The organism is Paenibacillus sp. NN59 (genome assembly GCF_057597225.1).
Genome location: NZ_CP199678.1, coordinates 5085510 through 5105952 on the forward strand (window position 1 = coordinate 5085510; position 20443 = coordinate 5105952).

The 20443-nt window shown below is 47.2% G+C and carries 14 protein-coding genes, 9 tRNA genes and 3 rRNA genes; 2 read left to right on the forward strand and 24 right to left on the reverse strand.

Annotated elements, in window-relative coordinates; genetic code table 11:
• Positions 1 to 71 precede the first annotated feature (71 nt).
• The 3 genes from secF to ACT89M_RS22145 all read right to left on the reverse strand — a co-directional run bounded on the left by secF (position 72) and on the right by ACT89M_RS22145 (position 2551).
• Entirely contained in the window at positions 72 to 980 is a 909-nt protein-coding gene (gene secF, locus ACT89M_RS22135; RefSeq protein ID WP_154887489.1) for a protein translocase subunit SecF, read from the reverse strand.
• A complete protein-coding gene (secD, locus tag ACT89M_RS22140; RefSeq protein WP_154887487.1) occupies positions 970 to 2220 on the reverse strand; it encodes a protein translocase subunit SecD in 1251 nt (416 codons plus the stop codon). Before secD ends, secF begins: the two co-directional genes overlap by 11 nt.
• A gap of 91 nt (positions 2221 to 2311) precedes the next feature.
• Positions 2312 to 2551 carry a post-transcriptional regulator gene (locus ACT89M_RS22145; protein ID WP_090915725.1) on the reverse strand — a complete coding sequence of 80 codons (240 nt, stop codon included), beginning with the start codon at positions 2549 to 2551 and terminating at the stop codon, positions 2312 to 2314.
• A gap of 248 nt (positions 2552 to 2799) precedes the next feature.
• Here ACT89M_RS22145 and ACT89M_RS22150 point away from each other — a divergent pair, with 248 nt between their 5' ends.
• The gene (locus ACT89M_RS22150) at positions 2800 to 4455 is read left to right on the forward strand and encodes a putative polysaccharide biosynthesis protein (protein ID WP_487344834.1); all 1656 of its coding nucleotides are present in this window, start codon (positions 2800 to 2802) and stop codon (positions 4453 to 4455) included.
• A gap of 2 nt (positions 4456 to 4457) precedes the next feature.
• Here the strand turns inward: ACT89M_RS22150 and ACT89M_RS22155 are convergent, their stop codons facing one another.
• The gene (locus ACT89M_RS22155) at positions 4458 to 5210 is read right to left on the reverse strand and encodes a DUF421 domain-containing protein (RefSeq protein ID WP_308723453.1); all 753 of its coding nucleotides are present in this window, start codon (positions 5208 to 5210) and stop codon (positions 4458 to 4460) included.
• Positions 5211 to 5390: 180 nt separating this feature from the next.
• On the opposite strand from ACT89M_RS22155, the gene ACT89M_RS22160 reads away from it, so the two are divergent.
• On the forward strand, positions 5391 to 5783 hold the full coding sequence (locus tag ACT89M_RS22160) for a TIGR04086 family membrane protein (RefSeq protein ID WP_154887481.1): 393 nt from the start codon (positions 5391 to 5393) through the stop codon (positions 5781 to 5783).
• 90 nt (positions 5784 to 5873) lie between these two features.
• Here ACT89M_RS22160 and yajC read toward each other — a convergent pair whose 3' ends face one another.
• From yajC to ACT89M_RS22260, 20 genes are all read right to left on the reverse strand, one after another.
• Complete coding sequence (gene yajC / locus ACT89M_RS22165) at positions 5874 to 6185, reverse strand: preprotein translocase subunit YajC (RefSeq protein WP_154888523.1); 312 nt, start codon at positions 6183 to 6185, stop codon at positions 5874 to 5876.
• Positions 6186 to 6252: 67 nt separating this feature from the next.
• Entirely contained in the window at positions 6253 to 7389 is a 1137-nt protein-coding gene (gene tgt / locus ACT89M_RS22170) for a tRNA guanosine(34) transglycosylase Tgt (protein ID WP_090915605.1), read from the reverse strand.
• Between the two features lie 35 nt (positions 7390 to 7424).
• The gene (queA, locus tag ACT89M_RS22175) at positions 7425 to 8453 is read right to left on the reverse strand and encodes a tRNA preQ1(34) S-adenosylmethionine ribosyltransferase-isomerase QueA (protein WP_253491758.1); all 1029 of its coding nucleotides are present in this window, start codon (positions 8451 to 8453) and stop codon (positions 7425 to 7427) included.
• A gap of 248 nt (positions 8454 to 8701) precedes the next feature.
• Positions 8702 to 10786 carry a SpoIID/LytB domain-containing protein gene (locus ACT89M_RS22180; RefSeq protein WP_308723452.1) on the reverse strand — a complete coding sequence of 695 codons (2085 nt, stop codon included), beginning with the start codon at positions 10784 to 10786 and terminating at the stop codon, positions 8702 to 8704.
• Between the two features lie 173 nt (positions 10787 to 10959).
• On the reverse strand, positions 10960 to 11970 hold the full coding sequence (ruvB, locus tag ACT89M_RS22185) for a Holliday junction branch migration DNA helicase RuvB (protein WP_154887474.1): 1011 nt from the start codon (positions 11968 to 11970) through the stop codon (positions 10960 to 10962).
• A gap of 61 nt (positions 11971 to 12031) precedes the next feature.
• Positions 12032 to 12646: a Holliday junction branch migration protein RuvA gene (ruvA, locus tag ACT89M_RS22190; RefSeq protein ID WP_154887473.1), complete on the reverse strand. Its 615-nt coding sequence runs from the start codon at positions 12644 to 12646 to the stop codon at positions 12032 to 12034.
• Entirely contained in the window at positions 12643 to 13146 is a 504-nt protein-coding gene (gene ruvC / locus ACT89M_RS22195) for a crossover junction endodeoxyribonuclease RuvC (protein ID WP_090915614.1), read from the reverse strand. Before ruvC ends, ruvA begins: the two co-directional genes overlap by 4 nt.
• A gap of 288 nt (positions 13147 to 13434) precedes the next feature.
• Positions 13435 to 14061: a BofC C-terminal domain-containing protein gene (locus tag ACT89M_RS22200; RefSeq protein WP_487344835.1), complete on the reverse strand. Its 627-nt coding sequence runs from the start codon at positions 14059 to 14061 to the stop codon at positions 13435 to 13437.
• Between the two features lie 265 nt (positions 14062 to 14326).
• Positions 14327 to 14400 (reverse strand) — tRNA-Pro (locus tag ACT89M_RS22205).
• Positions 14401 to 14407: 7 nt separating this feature from the next.
• Positions 14408 to 14486, reverse strand: a tRNA-Leu gene (locus ACT89M_RS22210).
• Positions 14487 to 14501: 15 nt separating this feature from the next.
• Positions 14502 to 14578 (reverse strand) — tRNA-Arg (locus ACT89M_RS22215).
• Positions 14579 to 14585: 7 nt separating this feature from the next.
• Positions 14586 to 14660 (reverse strand) — tRNA-Gly (locus tag ACT89M_RS22220).
• Between the two features lie 18 nt (positions 14661 to 14678).
• A tRNA-Asp gene (locus ACT89M_RS22225) sits at positions 14679 to 14756 on the reverse strand.
• Between the two features lie 31 nt (positions 14757 to 14787).
• A tRNA-Met gene (locus ACT89M_RS22230) sits at positions 14788 to 14861 on the reverse strand.
• 17 nt (positions 14862 to 14878) lie between these two features.
• Positions 14879 to 14954: transfer RNA gene (locus tag ACT89M_RS22235), tRNA-Val, on the reverse strand.
• Between the two features lie 124 nt (positions 14955 to 15078).
• Positions 15079 to 15150: transfer RNA gene (locus ACT89M_RS22240), tRNA-Glu, on the reverse strand.
• A 4-nt stretch (positions 15151 to 15154) separates the two neighbouring features.
• Positions 15155 to 15230, reverse strand: a tRNA-Asn gene (locus ACT89M_RS22245).
• 84 nt (positions 15231 to 15314) lie between these two features.
• Positions 15315 to 15431 (reverse strand): 5S ribosomal RNA (gene rrf, locus ACT89M_RS22250).
• A gap of 149 nt (positions 15432 to 15580) precedes the next feature.
• A 23S ribosomal RNA gene (locus ACT89M_RS22255) occupies positions 15581 to 18508 on the reverse strand.
• 316 nt (positions 18509 to 18824) lie between these two features.
• A 16S ribosomal RNA gene (locus ACT89M_RS22260) occupies positions 18825 to 20380 on the reverse strand.
• The 16S, 23S and 5S rRNA genes sit together here with 9 tRNA genes alongside, the layout of an rRNA operon.
• Positions 20381 to 20443: the final 63 nt, after the last annotated feature.

A 20443-nucleotide genomic window follows, 5' to 3' on the forward strand; every position in this document is an offset into this window, starting at 1 on the left:
TGATTCCCCCTTAATTCTGTACTTAACGTTGCAAAACCGCGCCTGGCAGACGCGGCTTTACATTCCGATGTTTAGTTAGAAGCTTTAGCCGCTGTTTTTGGCTTGTTGACCTGTTTACTTTTAAGTGTGAACCATAGCGGAGCCGCGATGAAGATGGAAGAATACGCTCCAAAAAATGTTCCGATCACCATCGCAAGAGAGAACATGCGAATGGACTCACCACCAAAGATAAACAAACAGAGTGAAGCGATAAACACAGTAAACGTTGTGTTTAGGGAACGAGTCATCGTTTGAGCCAAACTATGATTCACTACTTCACGAAGATCAGCTTTCGTTGATTTTTTAGCAAAACGAAGATTCTCACGAATCCGGTCAAAGATAACGATGGTATCGTTGATCGAGAAGCCGACAATTGTCAGAACCGCCGTAATAAATGTCAGATTAACTTCAAGTCTGAAGATGGAAAATACACTGATAACGACAAAAGCATCATGGAAAATGGAAATGACAGCAGCAACTGCAAATCTCCATTCAAAACGAATCGCAACATAGATCATAATCCCAATACTTGCTATAAGCACTGCGTAGATTGCGTTGCGTTCCAGTTCCTTCGCCATCTCAGGATCAACTGTATTGACCTCATAAGATGCTTTTGGATCAAGTTTACTAAATTCCTGCTTGAACTTACTTTCCTGATCTTCAACCAGAACATTGGAGAAACGAACATTTACCCGATCTGCGCCCGGCGTGATGTGCACATCACCCTCCTTGACACCCATGTCCTTGATGATCGGATTAATCTGCTCCGTTGTGATTGCTTTGGATACTGTGATATCCACATTGGAGCCTGATTTGAAGTCAACCGCATAGTTCAGTCCTAACCAGAGCACACTGACTATCCCCGCCACGGTTAGAATAATCGAAAAGATATAGGCAAGTTTACTACCTTTTATATAATCATAGTTCCAATTAAAGCGCACGAATTTCACTCTCCTTCACTCCGAAATACTTAGGCTTCTTGATCACGTTACCCCGTACAAGCAGGGTTAACAGGAAGCGAGAGAAGAAAATATTCGTGATAATACTCGTCACAATATCGAAAATCAGTACGAGTGCAAAACCTTTAACTGCACCAGTACCCAAGAAGAACATTACAGCTGCTGCGATAATGGTTGTGATATTGGAGTCAATAATCGTACGGAAGGAGTGTTTACCGCCAGCTTTAACGGATGACAAGATAGACTTGCCGCTGCGCATCTCTTCCTTAATCCGTTCGTACGTAATGATGTTTGCATCAACCGCCATACCTATACCCAGAATGAAGGCCGCGATCCCTGGGAGGGTCAGTACAAACTCTCCAAGATAGAAAATCGCAAGGACTAGCCAAGTATGGGTGATTAGTGCAAAACTCGCGATGATACCTGGTACGCGATACAATCCAATCATGAAGATCAGAATGATGATTGAGCCAATAAAACCGGCTTTGATCGTCTGATCCAAAGACAATTTACCAAGAGTTGCGCCTACGCTTTGGGAGTATTTCTCCGTAAGTTTCAGTGGCAGTGCACCCAGGTTAATAGTATCACGAAGCTGATTCGCTTCTTCACGTGTATAGGAACCTGAGATTTGAGCAGATCCGTCAGTCAATTGCTGTCTAACTTCTGGTGCCGAAAGCAATTGATCATCCAAATAGATCGCAAGAGGTTTATTGATCAGACGTTTTGTGATTTCAGAAAACTTGGCTTTGTCTTTTACTTTAATGTCGATCATCGGCTCATTTAATTGAGTGAAGACAACTTTGGCCGCATTTTCGACAAACTCATTACCGCGAAGCTCAATTTTGGAGTACTCGCCTTCTTTGTCATCCGGTGCTTTACTTCGGAATGTCAGAACAGCGGGTTCTTTCATTTTGGCTCTAACCTCAGCCTCATCTGTAACCCCTGCCAGTTTCAACCGAATCCGGTTGGTTCCTTCTGTAGTTACTTCCGGCTCACTTGTTCCGAGCGCATTGGCACGGCTTTCGAGGCTTTTGGCTGTTTGCACCAAAGAGGCTTTGCTAACTTGCTGCCCTGCTTCGAGCGGCTCTGCTTCATATAAGATCTCGTAGCCTCCCTTTAAATCAAGGCCCAAGCGTATATTTTTGAGCAGCTCCGGGCTTGTACCCACCATAACCCCTGTGGTGACAAGCACGACCAGAATGAAACTGATAATTCTTTTCATGCCGTTCCTAGATCCCCTTTCGTTCTCAATATTCCTATTATAGCGATGCCGTAAAAAGCAGTCAATTTTCAACAAAAAAGATCCCTTTCGATTAGAAAGTGGACCCCCGGTATGCAGACACCGTCATAAAGTTCATAAAGCTTGTTGCTTTCAGTGACAATATGTCGTTCACCAGTTGGTGAAGCGGTGGAATACCCTGTTTTTCGTATTTATGACTGACACAATTCCAGACATCTTGGCTGGTGACATATTCGTAACCGACAAGCCTTAATTCCTCCGCCTTACTTCGGCAGAGTATCTCTATTGACTGTTCCAACTCCACATCATTCATTTCTTCCAACGGGGAGCCTCCCTTCTTACATCCGAGCCTTTATGCGGCACCAATACTACATCATTCGACCTCACCCTTTCATATTCCTTCTTCTCGTTTATGGTTCTTTTTGTTAATCGTGTCCAAGTTGTCATGAGATGATGAAAGACCGGCATAGGATGAAGTACAACGGCTTTGTCCCATTAATGAGATAACCAGTACCTTCAATGAGGATAACCTGTACCTTCAACCGGGAAAGAGGGGTAGTTTTGAAGAAACAGACATTTATTCAGGGGGCCATGATCCTGCTCGCGGCAGGCATTATCAACCGGATTCTCGGCTTCATTCCACGAATCGCACTGCCACGAGTAATCGGTGCAGAGGGTGTAGGTATCTATCAACTGAGCTATCCCTTTTTCATCGTGCTGGTGACACTGATTACCGGAGGTATTCCTTTAGCTGTGGCCAAGCTTGTCGCCGAAGCCGAGACGGGTGCTAACCGTTATTCGCCACAACGTATTTTGCAGATCAGCCTTAGCTTCACGCTTACTCTCGGTGTCGTTTTTATGTTTTTATGCATCCTGTTTGCCCCTTGGATCACCCAATATGTCCTCACAGATGAGCGCGTATATCATACGTTTGTCAGTATGAGCCCCATGATTGCTATAATCGCAGTTTCAGCGGTGTACAGGGGGTATTTCCAAGGTAAGCAAAATATGATGCCTACAGCGATTTCATCCATTACTGAAACCATCATCCGTATCATGTTTGTGATCTGGTTTGCATGGCTTTTGTTACCTAAAGGGATTGAACATGCAGCCGCTGGGGCAATGCTCGGTGCTATGGTTGGGGAACTCGCCGGTATGCTGGTTCTGCTGTGGAATTATGCAAAGTTTAAAAAAGAATTGCCCCTTTCTCGTCGTAGTCGTATAAAGCAGGCTCCTTCTCCTTCATCAGAGTCTTTACAAGATGACCATTCCAAAGTGGTAGAGAAAGATGAGTTTTCTACAGCGTCTGCCCCTTCCCAGAGAGGATTGATCCGCCGTTTGCTGGCTATATCTGTCCCTGTTACAGCAGGTCGTCTTGTCGGTTCTTTATCCTATCTCGCTGAAACGATCGTGACAGCCCAGAGTCTCGCCATTGCCGGTATTGCTAAAGGGCTAGCTACAGCTCAATATGGTGCATTACAAGGAATGGTAATCCCACTGTTGCTACTTCCGGGAGCACTGACTTCTTCTCTCGCAACATCACTCGTGCCCTCTCTGTCAGAAGCTTCAGCCAATGGTGACCGTGCGCTCATTCATAAAAGAATGCACCAGGCTCTGCGGCTAGCTCTAGTCACTGGTGCACCCTTTTCTGTTTTTATGTATGTGCTTGCCGAACCGATGTGTCTGCTGCTCTATGATGATGCATCGATTGGAAGCATGCTAAAGCTGATGGCTCCTTTTGCCTTGTTTATCTATATTCAAGCTCCACTACAGGCTGCGCTGCAGGCGCTCGACCGTCCGGGTAAAGCATTATTAAACACGTTTATCGGTGCTGTCATCAAAATTTCATTAATTCTGATGCTGGCTTCGCAGCCCGAATACGGTATATTCGGTGCCGTTATTGCCATCTGTATTAATTCGATGGTTGTAACTTTGCTACACGCGGGCAGTGTGCGCCGGTTATTAAATTTTCGTTTCAAGCTGATGGATTGGGTCAAAACCGGAGCTGGCATGTTCATCATGGGTGCTGCAACCTTGCTTATCTATGAACACACAGCTGCGCTATTTCCGTTCTGGTTTCGAATGATCCTTGCGACTTCCGCCGGTCTGCTTGTTTACTTTATGGTCATGGGTTTGACCAAAATGATCGACTTTCATGATCTATCACGCGCTCCCCTCATTGGCTCATGGTTCAAACGTCGCTCTGGAAAAAAATAATTTTATTTTTTGTCTTCACGAGCACTTATATATAACTTGCCATTGTGATCAATTGAGCATATAAACACATCTTTAAAATCGTTAATGCCTTTTTGTTGAATTTGATTTTTTAACCAGAAACGTGTTTTCTCGATCATTTCCAAATTCTCATCCTGTACTTTCCCATCCATAATCAGGGGCACGGGTAAACCCTCATATTTGATGTTGGGGAAACCTTTCAGCTTAACATTTTCTTTTTGCCGTGCAGATGAATTGGAAGAACCGGAACCGGAACTGGAAGTAGAGCCATCAGAGCTCTGATCTTTCGGAAATACAGTCAATTTCCCGGTTGTTTCAAGGAGCGCAAAATCTACATCACCGATGCTGTCAATATTTTGTTCCCGAAGCTGCAGCAACAGATCATCCAGATTGTAACGTTGCTTGCGCATTTCATCACGATGAAGCTTGCCTTTGGAGATTAAAACCGTAGGTTTTCCATCGATCATCAGACGAAGCTTGCGGCTTTTCAACCCGACATAAGCCATCCCGATTTGCATAACAATGACGGTCAGCATCGGAGCAATACCATGAGATAGCGGTTTTTTGATATCCTCAATCACAAAAGCAGCCATCTCAGCAAGCATGATGGATACGACCAGATCAAACATAGATAACTTGCCGATCTCACGTTTACCCATCACACGAATAGCGCAATACACCAGGAAATACATGAGTATGGTTCGATATATGTGAGGGCCAAAATCAGTGAAATTCATAACAGGAACCTCCTTCGAATTTCAGCATTGTACAGAGATCTGAAGTGCAATCCCTATTTTGACCTGAACCTCACATGCTCATGCAGAAATAATCCGTTCATTTAATGGAAATCGGTTCATAAGTAAGAAGGCTTGACCATACACTGTAATAATTTCAAACTTGTACAAGGGGGTTGCTTTATGCAATTGATTCGCCGCTTATTCTCATTTCGGATGTCCAACCCAATTCTGTCTGGCCTCTGTCACGCTTTTGTCTGGATGTTTATCGGAGCATTAATACTTTCTTTCTTCCTGTGGATGAGCGGCATGCGAGAACAGGATCTTTCCACCTATACCTATGTTGTTCACGTTTTGTCATTGCTCATCGGTGGTTTCATTGCGGGAAAACGTTCGGGTGAGAAAGGATGGTATTACGGTGGCTTCACAGGGATCGTTTATGGGCTTCTCGTGTTGCTCATCGGATTCTTGGCACTCGACGCTTCATTTAACTGGAAAGACAGCTTGCAGCTCCTTAGCGCATTCTTTATATCGGCTCTTGGCGGCATCTTTGGAGTCAACACACAACGCTCATAATCAACTCACAAAAAAAAGAGAACCGGATCTACTTCAGATCCGATTCTCTGTTCGGGAATATGCCCGCGCATATTCTCATCATGTATACCATTATTCAGCCGTTTCACGACTTACAGCGCTGCTAATCGCATTACGGTCAAACGTAAGCTTGGTAACGTCATTTACACGCAATACCACCACGTCGTCTGTAATTTCAGCAATCGTACCGTGAAGACCACCGATCGTTACAATTTTATCGCCCTTTTTCAACTGGCCCAACATCGCATTACGTGCTTTTTGCTTTTTGTTCTGTGGGCGAATCATCAGGAAGTAGAAAATCGCGACCATCAATACCAAAGGTACGATCAACGAAAAAATTCCACCACCAGGATTTGCAGCTTGAGCAGTCATTGCTTGAAACATCAAAACTCCCCCTTATCGACTATACGTACAGTTACTGCTTGTTGCATAGGCTCCGCAAAAACCTCAATTAGAAACCTTTGTCATTGTCATGCAGACCATATTGATCGAAAAATTCATCCCGGAAATCAAGCAAACGATCTTCCATTATGGCTTTACGCACATTGCGCATCAAGTTCTGTAGGAAATGAAGATTATGGATCGTTGTGAGACGCAAGCCAAACGTTTCATCTGCTTTGATCAGATGGCGCAAGTACGCTCTGGAATAGTTGCGGCAAGTGTAGCAATCACATTCCGGGTCAAGCGGCCCAAAATCGGTTGCAAACTTGGCATTGCGAACGACCAGACGTCCCTGACTTGTCATCGTTGTTCCGTTACGGGCAATCCGGGTTGGCAACACGCAGTCAAACATGTCCACTCCACGAATCGATCCCTCAATCAATGCATCGGGTGAACCTACCCCCATCAAATATCTTGGTTTATTGGAAGGTAGCAAAGGCACCGTGTAATCCAATACGCCATACATCAAATGTTTCGGTTCTCCAACACTCAGTCCACCAATAGCATACCCCGGGAAATCCATGGAAGTCAAATCAGCCGCGCTTTGACGACGGAGATCCTCGTGCATGCCACCCTGTACGATAGCAAACAATCCTTGATCATGCGGACGGGCATGACTTTCAATACAACGCTCCGCCCAGCGAGTTGTTCTTTCGAGTGATTTCTTAACGTATTCGTATTCAGCTGGATATGGAGGACATTCATCAAATGCCATCATAATATCTGATCCCAGAGCATTCTGGATTTCCATAGCCACTTCCGGGGAAAGGAATTTTTTGTCACCGTTCAGATGGGAGCGGAAATGTACGCCCTCTTCGGTAATTTTACGCATCTCACTAAGGGAGAACACCTGAAAACCACCGCTATCTGTCAAAATAGGCCGATCCCAGTTCATGAACTTGTGCAGACCGCCAGCTTGACGGATAATTTCATGACCCGGTCTCAGGAACAAATGATACGTATTACTCAGAATAATCTGAGCATCCATTTCCTTCAGTTCTTCGGGACTCATCGTTTTTACCGTTGCTTGAGTGCCGACCGGCATGAACGTTGGAGTTTCAATAACACCATGAGGTGTATGCACACGTCCCAGACGCGCACCTGATTGTTTACACGTTTTGATATGTTCGTACGTAATTGCTGCCATTGGTTATAATCATCCTCTAAAAGTTAATCGGTTTATTAATAAATCAACATTGCATCGCCAAAGCTAAAGAAACGATATTTCTCCTTGATGGCTTCCTCATAAGCATGCATAATGTGTTCTCGGCCTGCAAGAGCACTAACAAGCATCACCAGTGTTGATTTGGGCAAATGAAAATTCGTTAGCATTCCGTCAATCACCTTGAAGGAGTAGCCAGGATAAATGAAAATGCTCGTCCAGCCGCTACTTTCCTGCAATACACCATCTTCAAATTTACTTCCTACCGTCTCCAGCGTTCTGCAACTGGTGGTGCCCACTGCAAAAACCTTATTACCACGCTCTTTCGTCTGATTAATCAGTTCAGCCGTTTCCTGTGATAAAGAATAATACTCCTCATGCATAACATGATCCTCAACCATATCAACAGACATCGGTCTAAATGTACCAAGCCCAACATGTAGGGTAATAAATCCAACATTCACACCTTTAGCCCGAATCTGTTCCAGCAACTCATCCGTAAAGTGTAAACCTGCTGTCGGTGCAGCTGCAGAACCTTCGTGTTTGGCATATACCGTCTGGTAACGCTCTCGATCATCCAGCGTTTCCTTGATATAGGGTGGTAGTGGCATCTCACCAAGGCGATCCAAAATCTCTTGGAAAATACCATTGTACTCAAACGTTAACGTACGTGCGCCCATCTCGCCTACTTCATTAATGACAGCCTTTAATTCATCGCTAAACACAATGACAGAGCCAGCTCTCAGCTTTTTGCCCGGCTTGACGAGTGCCTCCCACTTATCACCTTCGACGTTTTTAAGCAAAAGCACCTCGGCTTTTGCCCCTGTGTCCGCTTTAGTACCAAACAGGCGGGCAGGCAATACACGTGTATCATTCAGAATCAGTGTATCTCCAGGCTGCAGTACATCGATAATATGAGGGAAATGGTGATGGGCAACCTCCCCTGTCTCTTTGTTCAACGTAAGCAAACGAGAAGCGGTACGATCCAGCAACGGTGTCTGTGCGATTAATTCCTCTGGTAACTCAAAATCATATAAGTTCACATTCATGTTCTATTCATTCCTTAAGGCTTTGATATTCTTTTTCACTTTAATATAAGCTAAACTAAAGATTTTCACACGGAACACTACGATGACAGAACAACCTTCCCATCGCTGTTATCCCCGGATTTGTTTATCTCCCTTTCCCAAGGGGAAAATCCAGTGATAAAGGCGACCGCTTCGCTTTCTCAGTTTTTTTTCTGTCTTCTCCGTTTATGTGTAAATAAATATAGTCGAGCTTTATAAATCATTGTCTTTTATTCCTTAACAATAGTTGCGTTCTGATAATAGTGTTTCAATATCGTCTGGTAATCATACCCTTCGTCAGCCATACCCTTGGCGCCCCATTGAGATAAGCCAAGTCCATGTCCATTCCCTTGACCAATAAACATAAAGGTCTGACCTTGTGTAACGGCTCTCGCTTGACCATTTGCACTCATCACAACAAGTGCGTTGCTGGATGAGGTGCCCGTGCCTGAGGCAGACAATATTGAAGCCCCCTGTGATCCGGTTTTGCTGACTTTTTGACCGTCAGCGCCTAATACAGTATAACTTCCGGTCCCTGCAATATCAAATAAAGTGCTTGGTAATCCGCCGAGTGCAGAGCGGTACGTATCCGCATATTTAACAGTCAACGGTTGCCCGTTGGCCGTAACTTCCAGTGCTCGTCCGGAAGGTCCTCGCTTGGTTACTTCCAACGTTGATATGGAAGCTGGAGCGGCTACAGTTGTCTTACCTTGCAATGTCTTGACCAGTTGTGCCGAAGTAAACGGCCCTCTGACCCATGCATAATCATTGGATTGAGCCACTTTTGCCAATACAACAACTTCCGTTCCAGGATTGATTTTGGCAACTGGCTCAACATTGGATTGAATGAGCGGGATCGGTCTAAGATTTGTATTTTGAGCCGTTACGGTTGCTTTGGAGAGTCCAGCATCCGTCTTCGTTGTTAATTCTTTTACATTGTCCTCACGGATATATCCGCTCACACCTGAACTCATCAGCACATGATACCATGTATGCAGTCCAGCCTGCGCAGACAGATCGCCACGACTGTCCACATTTGTAAATACGCCTGCCCCACCGTTCCACACTTCAGAAGGATGAGCCGTTTGTCCTCCAGCATTAGATGAAAATACAGCTTCTACAATTTTGCCTTCGCTTTTGAGCACTTCTCCAGCCGTTGCATCCACCGCACTCGTTACTTTGTCGTTCTCAGAGTTCATTCCATTGTATGCCTGACTCAGTGTGGTATCCACAACATTGGCGATCTTGAAACGCTCGCCCTGCTGGAGCGCATAGGAACGGGCAGCCACCGCCTGCACTTTAAGTGCTTCCGTTGGCCAAGAAGAATACACTTCTGCGCCAACAACCGAGTACAAGTACTGTTCCAGTGGCACGACGTTAACTAAAGCTAGATCCCCATTAACGATGCTGATCTCCATATCTCCGCGATATGTACGCTGGGAGCGCTCTACAACTTTTATACCGTTGCCACTTCCTTGTATCATTACCTTGGAGTCATTGCCTGCAATCGTGTAATGTGGGGCCGTTTTAAAGGCATCCATACTCAATCCTGCGTCCTGACGAATAATCAAACCTGGACTGTTACCTACAGGAGAGAGGCTAATGCCAGATACACTGGATTCTACACGTTGCTTCAACGTAGATAACTCCGTCGCAGATATCGCTTCACCGACCCATACGGTATAGGTTTGATTGCTTCCATCTAGTTGCAATACAGGATAAGCTGTAAATCCCGCTGCAAGCAAACTTGACTGTGCTGCTTCTGCTTCCTGAAGAGAAGTGTAGTTCCCCGAAGACAGACGTTCGCTTCCGGTTACAACCGGTTTCTGTCCCGCTAATTGAGTCGCAGCTGTCTTTTGAACCCGAGCAACGGCTTGTCCTGCAAGTGCTGCTGTACCGTAATTGCCGGTGTATAGCTGATACAGTATTTTTCCATTAAATGTCACCGTATACAGCAAAGGTTTATCAGCCGTAGCCTGAAGCAATTTTGCTGCCGCTGCGGCTGTTGTGAAATCAGCAGTCTCCAATACTTTTACGCGGAATCCATCCGCACTAAAACGGGTTTGCCCCGATGGAAGAGTCACATTGGTACCACCACCAGACTGAATACTCCATGAACCTGCTGATTCAAGTGTAATTAGAGGTGTTGTTGATTTATATGTGCTCCCTAAATTCGCAAACATAGCTACTCGAATCAATTGCTCATTATCACCAGCCGCATAAGCTGGCACATGCAAGCACCCTACTGTCAACAGAGCAGCCGCCAGTACCTTCAATCGACGACTCCACTTCTTCGTGCGTATTGCTTTTCCCACAATCAGGCTCCTCTCCATACAGGTTCTTCACTTTATATCGGTCAGTTTTCACGGGAATTTCAACTTCCTGTTTAATATCTAGGAATTCCGTTCACTGTTTATAAACGGGTAATGTCGTCTTCTTCATCTATTCTCTCAAGGTTTTCGCATAGACGACGTGCAAAAGCCGAGTCTTACTTACCGTCTCTTGGCGGAACAGGCAAACCAAGATGATGATAGGCTAGATCAGTAACTACACGCCCCCTTGGCGTACGCTGAATCATACCGATCTGCAGCAGATAAGGTTCATACACATCCTCAATCGTCTGAGATTCTTCCCCAATTGTAGCCGCTATCGTATCCAGTCCAACAGGACCTCCCCGGAAGCTGTTAATCATAGACTTGAGCATCTTGTGGTCGATATCGTCTAACCCACGCGGATCAATCTGCAGGCGTTGCAACGCCTCTTCTGCCAGGGCTTGTGTAATAATGCCATCACCGCGTACTTGTGCAAAATCACGTACTCTTTTTAATAATCGGTTTGCAATCCGCGGTGTCCCTCGTGAACGCAAAGCAATTTCCTCCGCAGCATCCCCAACAATCTCTACACCCAGAATATCAGTGGATCGTGAAACGATATACGCAAGTTCATCAACCGTATAGAACTCCAAACGACTAATCACACCAAAACGGTCTCGAAGCGGAGCTGACAAAAGTCCTGCGCGTGTCGTAGCTCCTATTAACGTAAATGGAGGCAGGTCCAAGCGAACAGAACGTGCACTTGGCCCTTTGCCGATCATAATATCCAGAGCAGAATCCTCCATCGCCGGATACATCACCTCTTCAACGGTACGATGAAGTCGATGGATCTCGTCAATGAATAACACGTCTCCCTCTTGCAAATTCGTCAGCAGCGCTGCCAGATCACCTGGACGTTCAATTGCAGGGCCTGAAGTGGTTCTCAAGTTTACGCCAAGTTCATTTGCAATAATATTAGCGAGTGTTGTTTTACCTAGACCCGGAGGTCCGTATAATAGCACATGATCCAATGCTTCATTCCGCAATTTAGCGGCTTCAATATATATTTTAAGATTTTCCTTCACCTGATTCTGCCCGATGTATTCATTTAGATATCGGGGACGAAGGCTTAATTCGACGTTCTGATCTTCCATCATCAGGTTAGCGGATATAATCCGTTCATCCATGTTCTTCCCACCCTTTTCTTGCAGGTTACAACTCTAGTACGACGATACAAATGAATATAAATTAACCCGTAAATAACATTTGCAGTGCCCGTTTCATCAACACATCTACAGAATCTGCGGTCGTCACATCTTTTTTCAGCTTGAGCCATACTTTGTCCAGTTCACTATCCGTATATCCAAGCGCCTTCAGACCTTCACGCGCCTCATCCCATGAGGACCCACTTCCAACCTCCTCGGATGGTGGTGCAAAGAGACCCGTTTCATAGGCTGCTGTACCGAAACCATCCAATTTGTCCTTCAGGTCCAGAATCATACGTTGCGCTGTTTTTTTTCCGATACCTGGTAGTTTCGTCAAGAATGTCAGATTCTCCTGATAAATGGCTGTAACCACATGATCAGGTGTGCCACCGGCAAGAATACCTAACGCCACTTTTGGCCCAATTCCAGATACTTCAATCAATTTACGGAACAAACGCTGTTCCTCTCTCGTCACAAATCCAAATAACAGCATTGCATCTTCACGCACATGATGATGGGTGTACACGATGATCTCGCCTTCCTGCTTGGCAAACGCATAGGGGTTCGGACAGAACACACGATAACCCACCCCATGCACATCTAAAACAATATAATCACTCTCGACATGTATGAACTGTCCTCTTAGAAAATCAATCATTTTCGCAATACCTCATTCAACTTGGAATTTAATGTATAAGAATGTGCATGACAAACAGCAACAGCCAGCGCATCTGCAACGTCATCGGGTTTAGGCACAACCTGCAGACGAAGGAACATTTTGACCATCTCCTGCACTTGTTTCTTCTCCGCCTTGCCATAGCCTACAATCGCCTGTTTGATCTGCATCGGGGTATATTCCGCAATAGGCAGACCTTTTTGAGCAGCAGCAAGAATCATGACCCCTCGGGCCTGGCTGACAGACATCGCTGTTGTTACGTTACGGTTAAAAAAGAGTTTCTCCAGTGCGACCGCATCTGGCTTATACTTATCAATCAGTTGCACCATGCCTTCATATACGTGAAGAAGCCGATCCTCATCTGGTGTATGTGCCTCCGTCTGAATACATCCATATTGTACGGGCACAACCTTGTTCCCGATTTTATCTACAAAACCAAACCCCACAATCGCAATACCCGGGTCAATTCCCAAAAAACGCAAAACCATCTCTCCCTTACAAAAGCGAACATATGTATCGTTCATTTCATTATAACAAAAGATAGGCCTTGCGGCAGGAAAAACTTTGTCTATGCCAAAGCCTATCGTATTTCGTGACTTTTCTTCAAAATTTTCATTTTTATAGAAGAGTTAACTTATAAAAACGACAAAAAGGACATCCGCACGATGTCCTTCCGTAGCCATCTCTTCTATCCACTTATCTTCATACACGTTTCCCGAAGGTAACTCTACACCTTTGACTTAAAGGTTGTATTCCTTATACGGGTTGGCTTATCCGCCATTCCGAAGTAAATGATGCGTTTCATCCACAGCAAAGTCACTAAACGTCGAAATTACACTGTCATATTCATCTTTATCCTGTATTCGGATGCCTTCTTGCAATTGCTCCAGCACTCCTTCAGGCAATGAACTTTCCAATGTACCTACATCGAGTTGAAAAAACGTACGAATAACATTCTCTTCAGTGGGTTTGCCCTCATACAGATTGAGATGACCTGTAGCATCGATACTGATGTAGGCTTCTTGTTTACAAACAGGTGAAAGATCATCCACGCTTTGATTCAAATGTAACGTATCCGAGGAAGTAACCTTTGCTTCCCACTCTGGATGTTGAGCAAGCAGCACTTTTAATTGAGGGATATCCATTCTCCCCAGCTGTTCAGTTTCAACACCACAAATATATTTGGTTTGTAAAACAACACGTATTAATTGGTCTGCACCCGTTTCAAGTTGCTCTACAATCACCTGAATCTCATGTGCCGATCGTTGATCCTGCTTAACTGGGCCCATAACATTTACGGCTTCACCAAAATCGGTTGTTAGTAAACGCTCAACTGCTGCTGATATAGATAAACCACGGTATGCTAATATCGTAACGGCACATATAGCGGCAACCATCCAAAACGTTCGTTTCCATCGTCGCCAGCGTCTCTTTAATTGTTTTCGTAAGGTGAACCTGTTCACATAAACCCCTTCAATCACTTTTTTTAAACCTATTGTGACCTAATGGAGGAACCTTTATGCAAACCCACCTCTTTAAACTCTTGAAAGCCTTGACCTTGACAAGTTGCGGTAATCGAGAGATCAAGAGATCCAAATTTATGAAGTAAATATCTATTAAAATCAAAAAATCACCATCTGATTAGATAGTGATTTTTAGAAATCGGGATGACACGATTTGAACATGCGACCCCCTGGTCCCAAACCAGGTGCTCTACCAAGCTGAGCTACATCCCGTTATATATACCGGCGAGAGGACTCGAACCTCCACGGTTTCCCACTCGATTTTGAGTCGAGCGCGTCTGCCATTCCGCCACGCCGGCAAACTATGAAAATAATGGCGCGCCCTGAGAGATTCGAACTCCCGGCCTTTTGATTCGTAGTCAAACGCTCTATCCAGCTGAGCTAAGGGCGCAAAATATTGGAGCGGAAGACGGGAATCGAACCCGCGACCCTCGCCTTGGCAAGGCGATGCTCTACCGCTGAGCCACTTCCGCATGATAAAATTGTAAAGATGGCGGAACCGACGGGATTCGAACCCGCGATCTCCTGCGTGACAGGCAGGCATGTTAGGCCAACTACACCACGGTTCCAGATCACTTTCGGTTAGGAAAGCTACAATAATTGCGGGGGCAGGATTTGAACCTGCGGCCTTCGGGTTATGAGCCCGACGAGCTACCGGGCTGCTCCACCCCGCGTCATTATAAAAGATATATGGTGGAGGCTGAGGGGATCGAACCCCCGACCCTCTGCTTGTAAGGCAGATGCTCTCCCAGCTGAGCTAAGCCTCCGAAAATATGACCCGTAGGGGATACTCTCACTTCGTTCGAGACTGCGAAGCAGTTCCTAACGATGCTAATCCTCCGACGAACCTTTGGGATTCTCATCCCACTCTTTAGTTATTAAAAATAACTATGACCCGTAGGGGATTCGAACCCCTGTTACCTCCGTGAAAGGGAGGTGTCTTAACCCCTTGACCAACGGGCCTTAATGGCTCCCCGAACAGGACTCGAACCTGTGACAACTCGATTAACAGTCGAGTGCTCTACCAACTGAGCTATCAGGGAATAATATGCATTTGTGCTACAAATGCAACTCATCGTACAACGTCTACATGCAGAGCCTGTTTTCTATGTAAGATGAAAAAGTTCGCTTGGCGGCGTCCTACTCTCCCAGGACCCTGCGGTCCAAGTACCATCGGCGCTAGAGGGCTTAACGGTCGTGTTCGGGATGGGTACGTGTGGAACCCCTCCGCCATCGCCACCAAACGCGATTGGTCGAAGCATAGCTTCTTCCATATCAATCAGAACTGAAAATCATACACACATTCCGTGATGTACCGATTTTCACTTCATTCAGAGTGTTGTTCTCTGAAAACTAGATTCGAAACGAAACGCACGCGATCAAAACTTGCATATTGGATAAGCCCTCGACCGATTAGTACTGGTCAGCTCCATGCATTGCTGCACTTCCACCCCCAGCCTATCTACCTCGTCGTCTTCAAGGGGTCTTACATACTGGGAAATCTCATCTTGAGGGGGGCTTCACGCTTAGATGCTTTCAGCGCTTATCCCGTCCGTACATAGCTACCCAGCGGTGCTCCTGGCGGAACAACTGGTACACCAGCGGTACGTCCATCCCGGTCCTCTCGTACTAAGGACAGCTCCTCTCAAATTTCCTACGCCCACGACAGATAGGGACCGAACTGTCTCACGACGTTCTGAACCCAGCTCGCGTACCGCTTTAATGGGCGAACAGCCCAACCCTTGGGACCTACTTCAGCCCCAGGATGCGATGAGCCGACATCGAGGTGCCAAACCTCCCCGTCGATGTGGACTCTTGGGGGAGATAAGCCTGTTATCCCCAGGGTAGCTTTTATCCGTTGAGCGATGGCCCTTCCATGCGGTACCACCGGATCACTAAGCCCGACTTTCGTCCCTGCTCGACTTGTAGGTCTCGCAGTCAAGCTCCCTTATGCCTTTGCACTCTTCGAATGATTTCCAACCATTCTGAGGGAACCTTTGGGCGCCTCCGTTACTCTTTAGGAGGCGACCGCCCCAGTCAAACTGCCCACCTGACACTGTCCCCGCACCGGTTTACGGTACCAGGTTAGAACCTAGATACGATCAGGGTGGTATCCCAACGGTGCCTCCACGCAAGCTGGCGCTCACGCTTCAAAGGCTCCCACCTATCCTGTACAGATCGTACCCAAATTCAATATCAAGCTGCAGTAAAGCTCCATGGGGTCTTTCCGTCTTGTCGCGGGTAACCTGCATCTTCACAGGTATTAAAATTTCACCGGATCTCTCGTTGAGACAGCGCCCAAGTCGTTACGCCATTCGTGCGGGTCAGAATTTACCTGACAAGGAATTTCGCTACCTTAGGACCGTTATAGTTACGGCCGCCGTTTACTGGGGCTTCGGTTCACAGCTTCGGGATTACTCCCTAACCACTCCCCTTAACCTTCCAGCACCGGGCAGGCGTCAGCCCGTATACTTCGCCTTACGGCTTCGCACAGACCTGTGTTTTTGCTAAACAGTCGCTTGGGCCTTTTCACTGCGGCCCCCTCGTGCTATTCACACTACCGGGGCACCCCTTCTCCCGAAGTTACGGGGTCATTTTGCCGAGTTCCTTAACGAGAGTTCTTCCGCGCGCCTTAGAATTCTCTTCTCGCCTACCTGTGTCGGTTTGCGGTACGGGCACCTTCATCTGGCTAGAGGCTTTTCTTGGCAGTGTGAGATCATGACCTTCGCTACTGTAATTTTCACTCCCCATCACAGCTCAGCCTTACGGTTAGCGGATTTGCCTACTAACCAGCCTCACTGCTTGGACAGACATCCATCAGTCTGCGTCACTACCCTACTGCGTCCCCCCATCGCTCGTAACGATTTACGGTGGTACAGGAATTTCGACCTGTTGTCCTTCGACTACGCCTTTCGGCCTCGCCTTAGGTCCCGACTTACCCTGAGCGGACGAGCCTTCCTCAGGAACCCTTAGGCTTTCGGCGGATCAGATTCTCACTGATCTTTTCGTTACTCATACCGGCATTCTCACTTGTATAATGTCCAGCGCTCCTTACGGTACACCTTCAACCCTTATACAACGCTCCCCTACCCCTGATGCAAGCATCAAGCCATAGCTTCGGTGGTGTGTTTAGCCCCGTTACATTTTCGGCGCAGAGTCACTCGACCAGTGAGCTATTACGCACTCTTTCAATGGTGGCTGCTTCTAAGCCAACATCCTGGTTGTCTGTGCAACTCCACATCCTTTCCCACTTAACACACACTTGGGGACCTTAGCTGATGGTCTGGGCTGTTTCCCTTTTGACAATGGATCTTAGCACTCACTGTCTGACTCCCGGAAGTAAGTCTATGGCATTCGGAGTTTGACTGAGCTTGGTAACCCTTGCGGGCCCCGCACCCAATCAGTGCTCTACCTCCACGACTCTGTTTTCCGAGGCTAGCCCTAAAGCTATTTCGGGGAGAACCAGCTATCTCCGAGTTCGATTGGAATTTCTCCGCTACCCCCACCTCATCCCCGCATTTTTCAACATGCGTGGGTTCGGGCCTCCAGTGCGTGTTACCGCACCTTCACCCTGGACAGGGGTAGATCACCCGGTTTCGGGTCTACGTCCACGTACTATAGTCGCCCTATTCAGACTCGCTTTCGCTGCGGCTCCGGCTCTTCACCTTAACCTTGCACGGGAACGTAACTCGCCGGTTCATTCTACAAAAGGCACGCCATCACCCCTAAAACGGGCTCTGACTTTTTGTAAGCACACGGTTTCAGGTTCTATTTCACTCCCCTTCCGGGGTGCTTTTCACCTTTCCCTCACGGTACTGCTTCACTATCGGTCGCTAGGAAGTATTTAGCCTTGGCAGATGGTCCTGCCGGATTCATACGGGGTTTCACGTGCCCCGCACTACTCGGGATCCGTCTCGGAGGGAACAGACTTTCAATTACAGGGCTTTTACCTTCTTTGGCGGGCCTTTCCAGACCTCTTCGCTTAACCGGTTCCTTTGTAACTCCATGTGAGACGTCCCACAACCCCAAAGAGCAAGCTCTTTGGTTTGGGCTTCTCCGCGTTCGCTCGCCGCTACTGACGGAATCACTATTGTTTTCTCTTCCTCAGGGTACTTAGATGTTTCAGTTCCCCTGGTATGCCTCTACTTGCCCTATGTATTCAGACAAGAGTAACTGGATATTACCCCAGCTGGGTTTCCCCATTCGGACATCCCCGGATCAAAGCTTGCTTACAGCTCCCCGAGGCAGTTTCGTTGTTCGCCACGTCCTTCATCGGCTCCTAGCGCCTAGGCATCCTCCGTGTGCTCTTAGTAGCTTAACCATATGCTCCGGTTTCGTTCGCTCGCTTCCCTTGGTTTGGACTACGTCCAAAGCCAAAAGTCGCTCCCACCCGATACCATCGCAATTGCATTATCTACCGTTTTTATTGAAACTTGTTATACACAAGTTCAGCTAAAAAGGAATGTTCTAATTCGCGTTTGTTTCGTTTCGATATCTAGTTTTCAAAGAACAAGCTCCATAACTAGCAAGCTGTTTGAGAGTTTGAGCTCTCAAAACTGAGCAACGAGTGAGTAACTAGCCGACCTGGCTAGATTTTAGTTTTGAATGTCTTCATTGCAGAAGACGATTCTCCATAGAAAGGAGGTGATCCAGCCGCACCTTCCGATACGGCTACCTTGTTACGACTTCACCCCAATCATCTATCCCACCTTCGGCGGCTGGCTCCTTGCGGTTACCCCACCGACTTCGGGTGTTATAAACTCTCGTGGTGTGACGGGCGGTGTGTACAAGACCCGGGAACGTATTCACCGCGGCATGCTGATCCGCGATTACTAGCAATTCCGACTTCATGCAGGCGAGTTGCAGCCTGCAATCCGAACTGAGACCGGCTTTGTTGGGATTGGCTCCATCTCGCGATTTCGCAGCCCGTTGTACCGGCCATTGTAGTACGTGTGTAGCCCAGGTCATAAGGGGCATGATGATTTGACGTCATCCCCACCTTCCTCCGGTTTGTCACCGGCAGTCTATCTAGAGTGCCCACCCGAAGTGCTGGCAACTAAATATAAGGGTTGCGCTCGTTGCGGGACTTAACCCAACATCTCACGACACGAGCTGACGACAACCATGCACCACCTGTCTCAACTTTCCCCGAAGGGCACCTAACGCATCTCTGCCTCGTTAGTTGGATGTCAAGACCTGGTAAGGTTCTTCGCGTTGCTTCGAATTAAACCACATACTCCACTGCTTGTGCGGGTCCCCGTCAATTCCTTTGAGTTTCAGTCTTGCGACCGTACTCCCCAGGCGGAGTGCTTAATGTGTTAACTTCGGCACCAAGGGTATCGAAACCCCTAACACCTAGCACTCATCGTTTACGGCGTGGACTACCAGGGTATCTAATCCTGTTTGCTCCCCACGCTTTCGCGCCTCAGCGTCAGTTACAGCCCAGAGAGTCGCCTTCGCCACTGGTGTTCCTCCACATCTCTACGCATTTCACCGCTACACGTGGAATTCCACTCTCCTCTTCTGCACTCAAGTCACACAGTTTCCAGTGCGATCCGGGGTTGAGCCCCGGGATTAAACACCAGACTTACATGACCGCCTGCGCGCGCTTTACGCCCAATAATTCCGGACAACGCTTGCCCCCTACGTATTACCGCGGCTGCTGGCACGTAGTTAGCCGGGGCTTTCTTCTCAGGTACCGTCACCTTGAGAGCAGTTACTCTCCCAAGCGTTCTTCCCTGGCAACAGAGCTTTACGATCCGAAAACCTTCATCACTCACGCGGCATTGCTCCGTCAGGCTTTCGCCCATTGCGGAAGATTCCCTACTGCTGCCTCCCGTAGGAGTCTGGGCCGTGTCTCAGTCCCAGTGTGGCCGATCACCCTCTCAGGTCGGCTACGCATCGTCGCCTTGGTGAGCCGTTACCTCACCAACTAGCTAATGCGCCGCAGGCCCATCCCCAAGTGACAGATTGCTCCGTCTTTCCAGTTCTCTTCAGGCGAAGAAAACAAGTATTCGGTATTAGCTACCGTTTCCGGTAGTTGTCCCAAGCTTGAGGGCAGGTTGCCTACGTGTTACTCACCCGTCCGCCGCTAAGCATCAGGAAAGCAAGCTTTCCATCAACTCCGCTCGACTTGCATGTATTAGGCATGCCGCCAGCGTTCGTCCTGAGCCAGGATCAAACTCTCCAATAAAGATGAAATTCGTCAGCGTCGTTAAACGCTGTGAAACTCATCGGGGTATTGAAAAGAGCGATA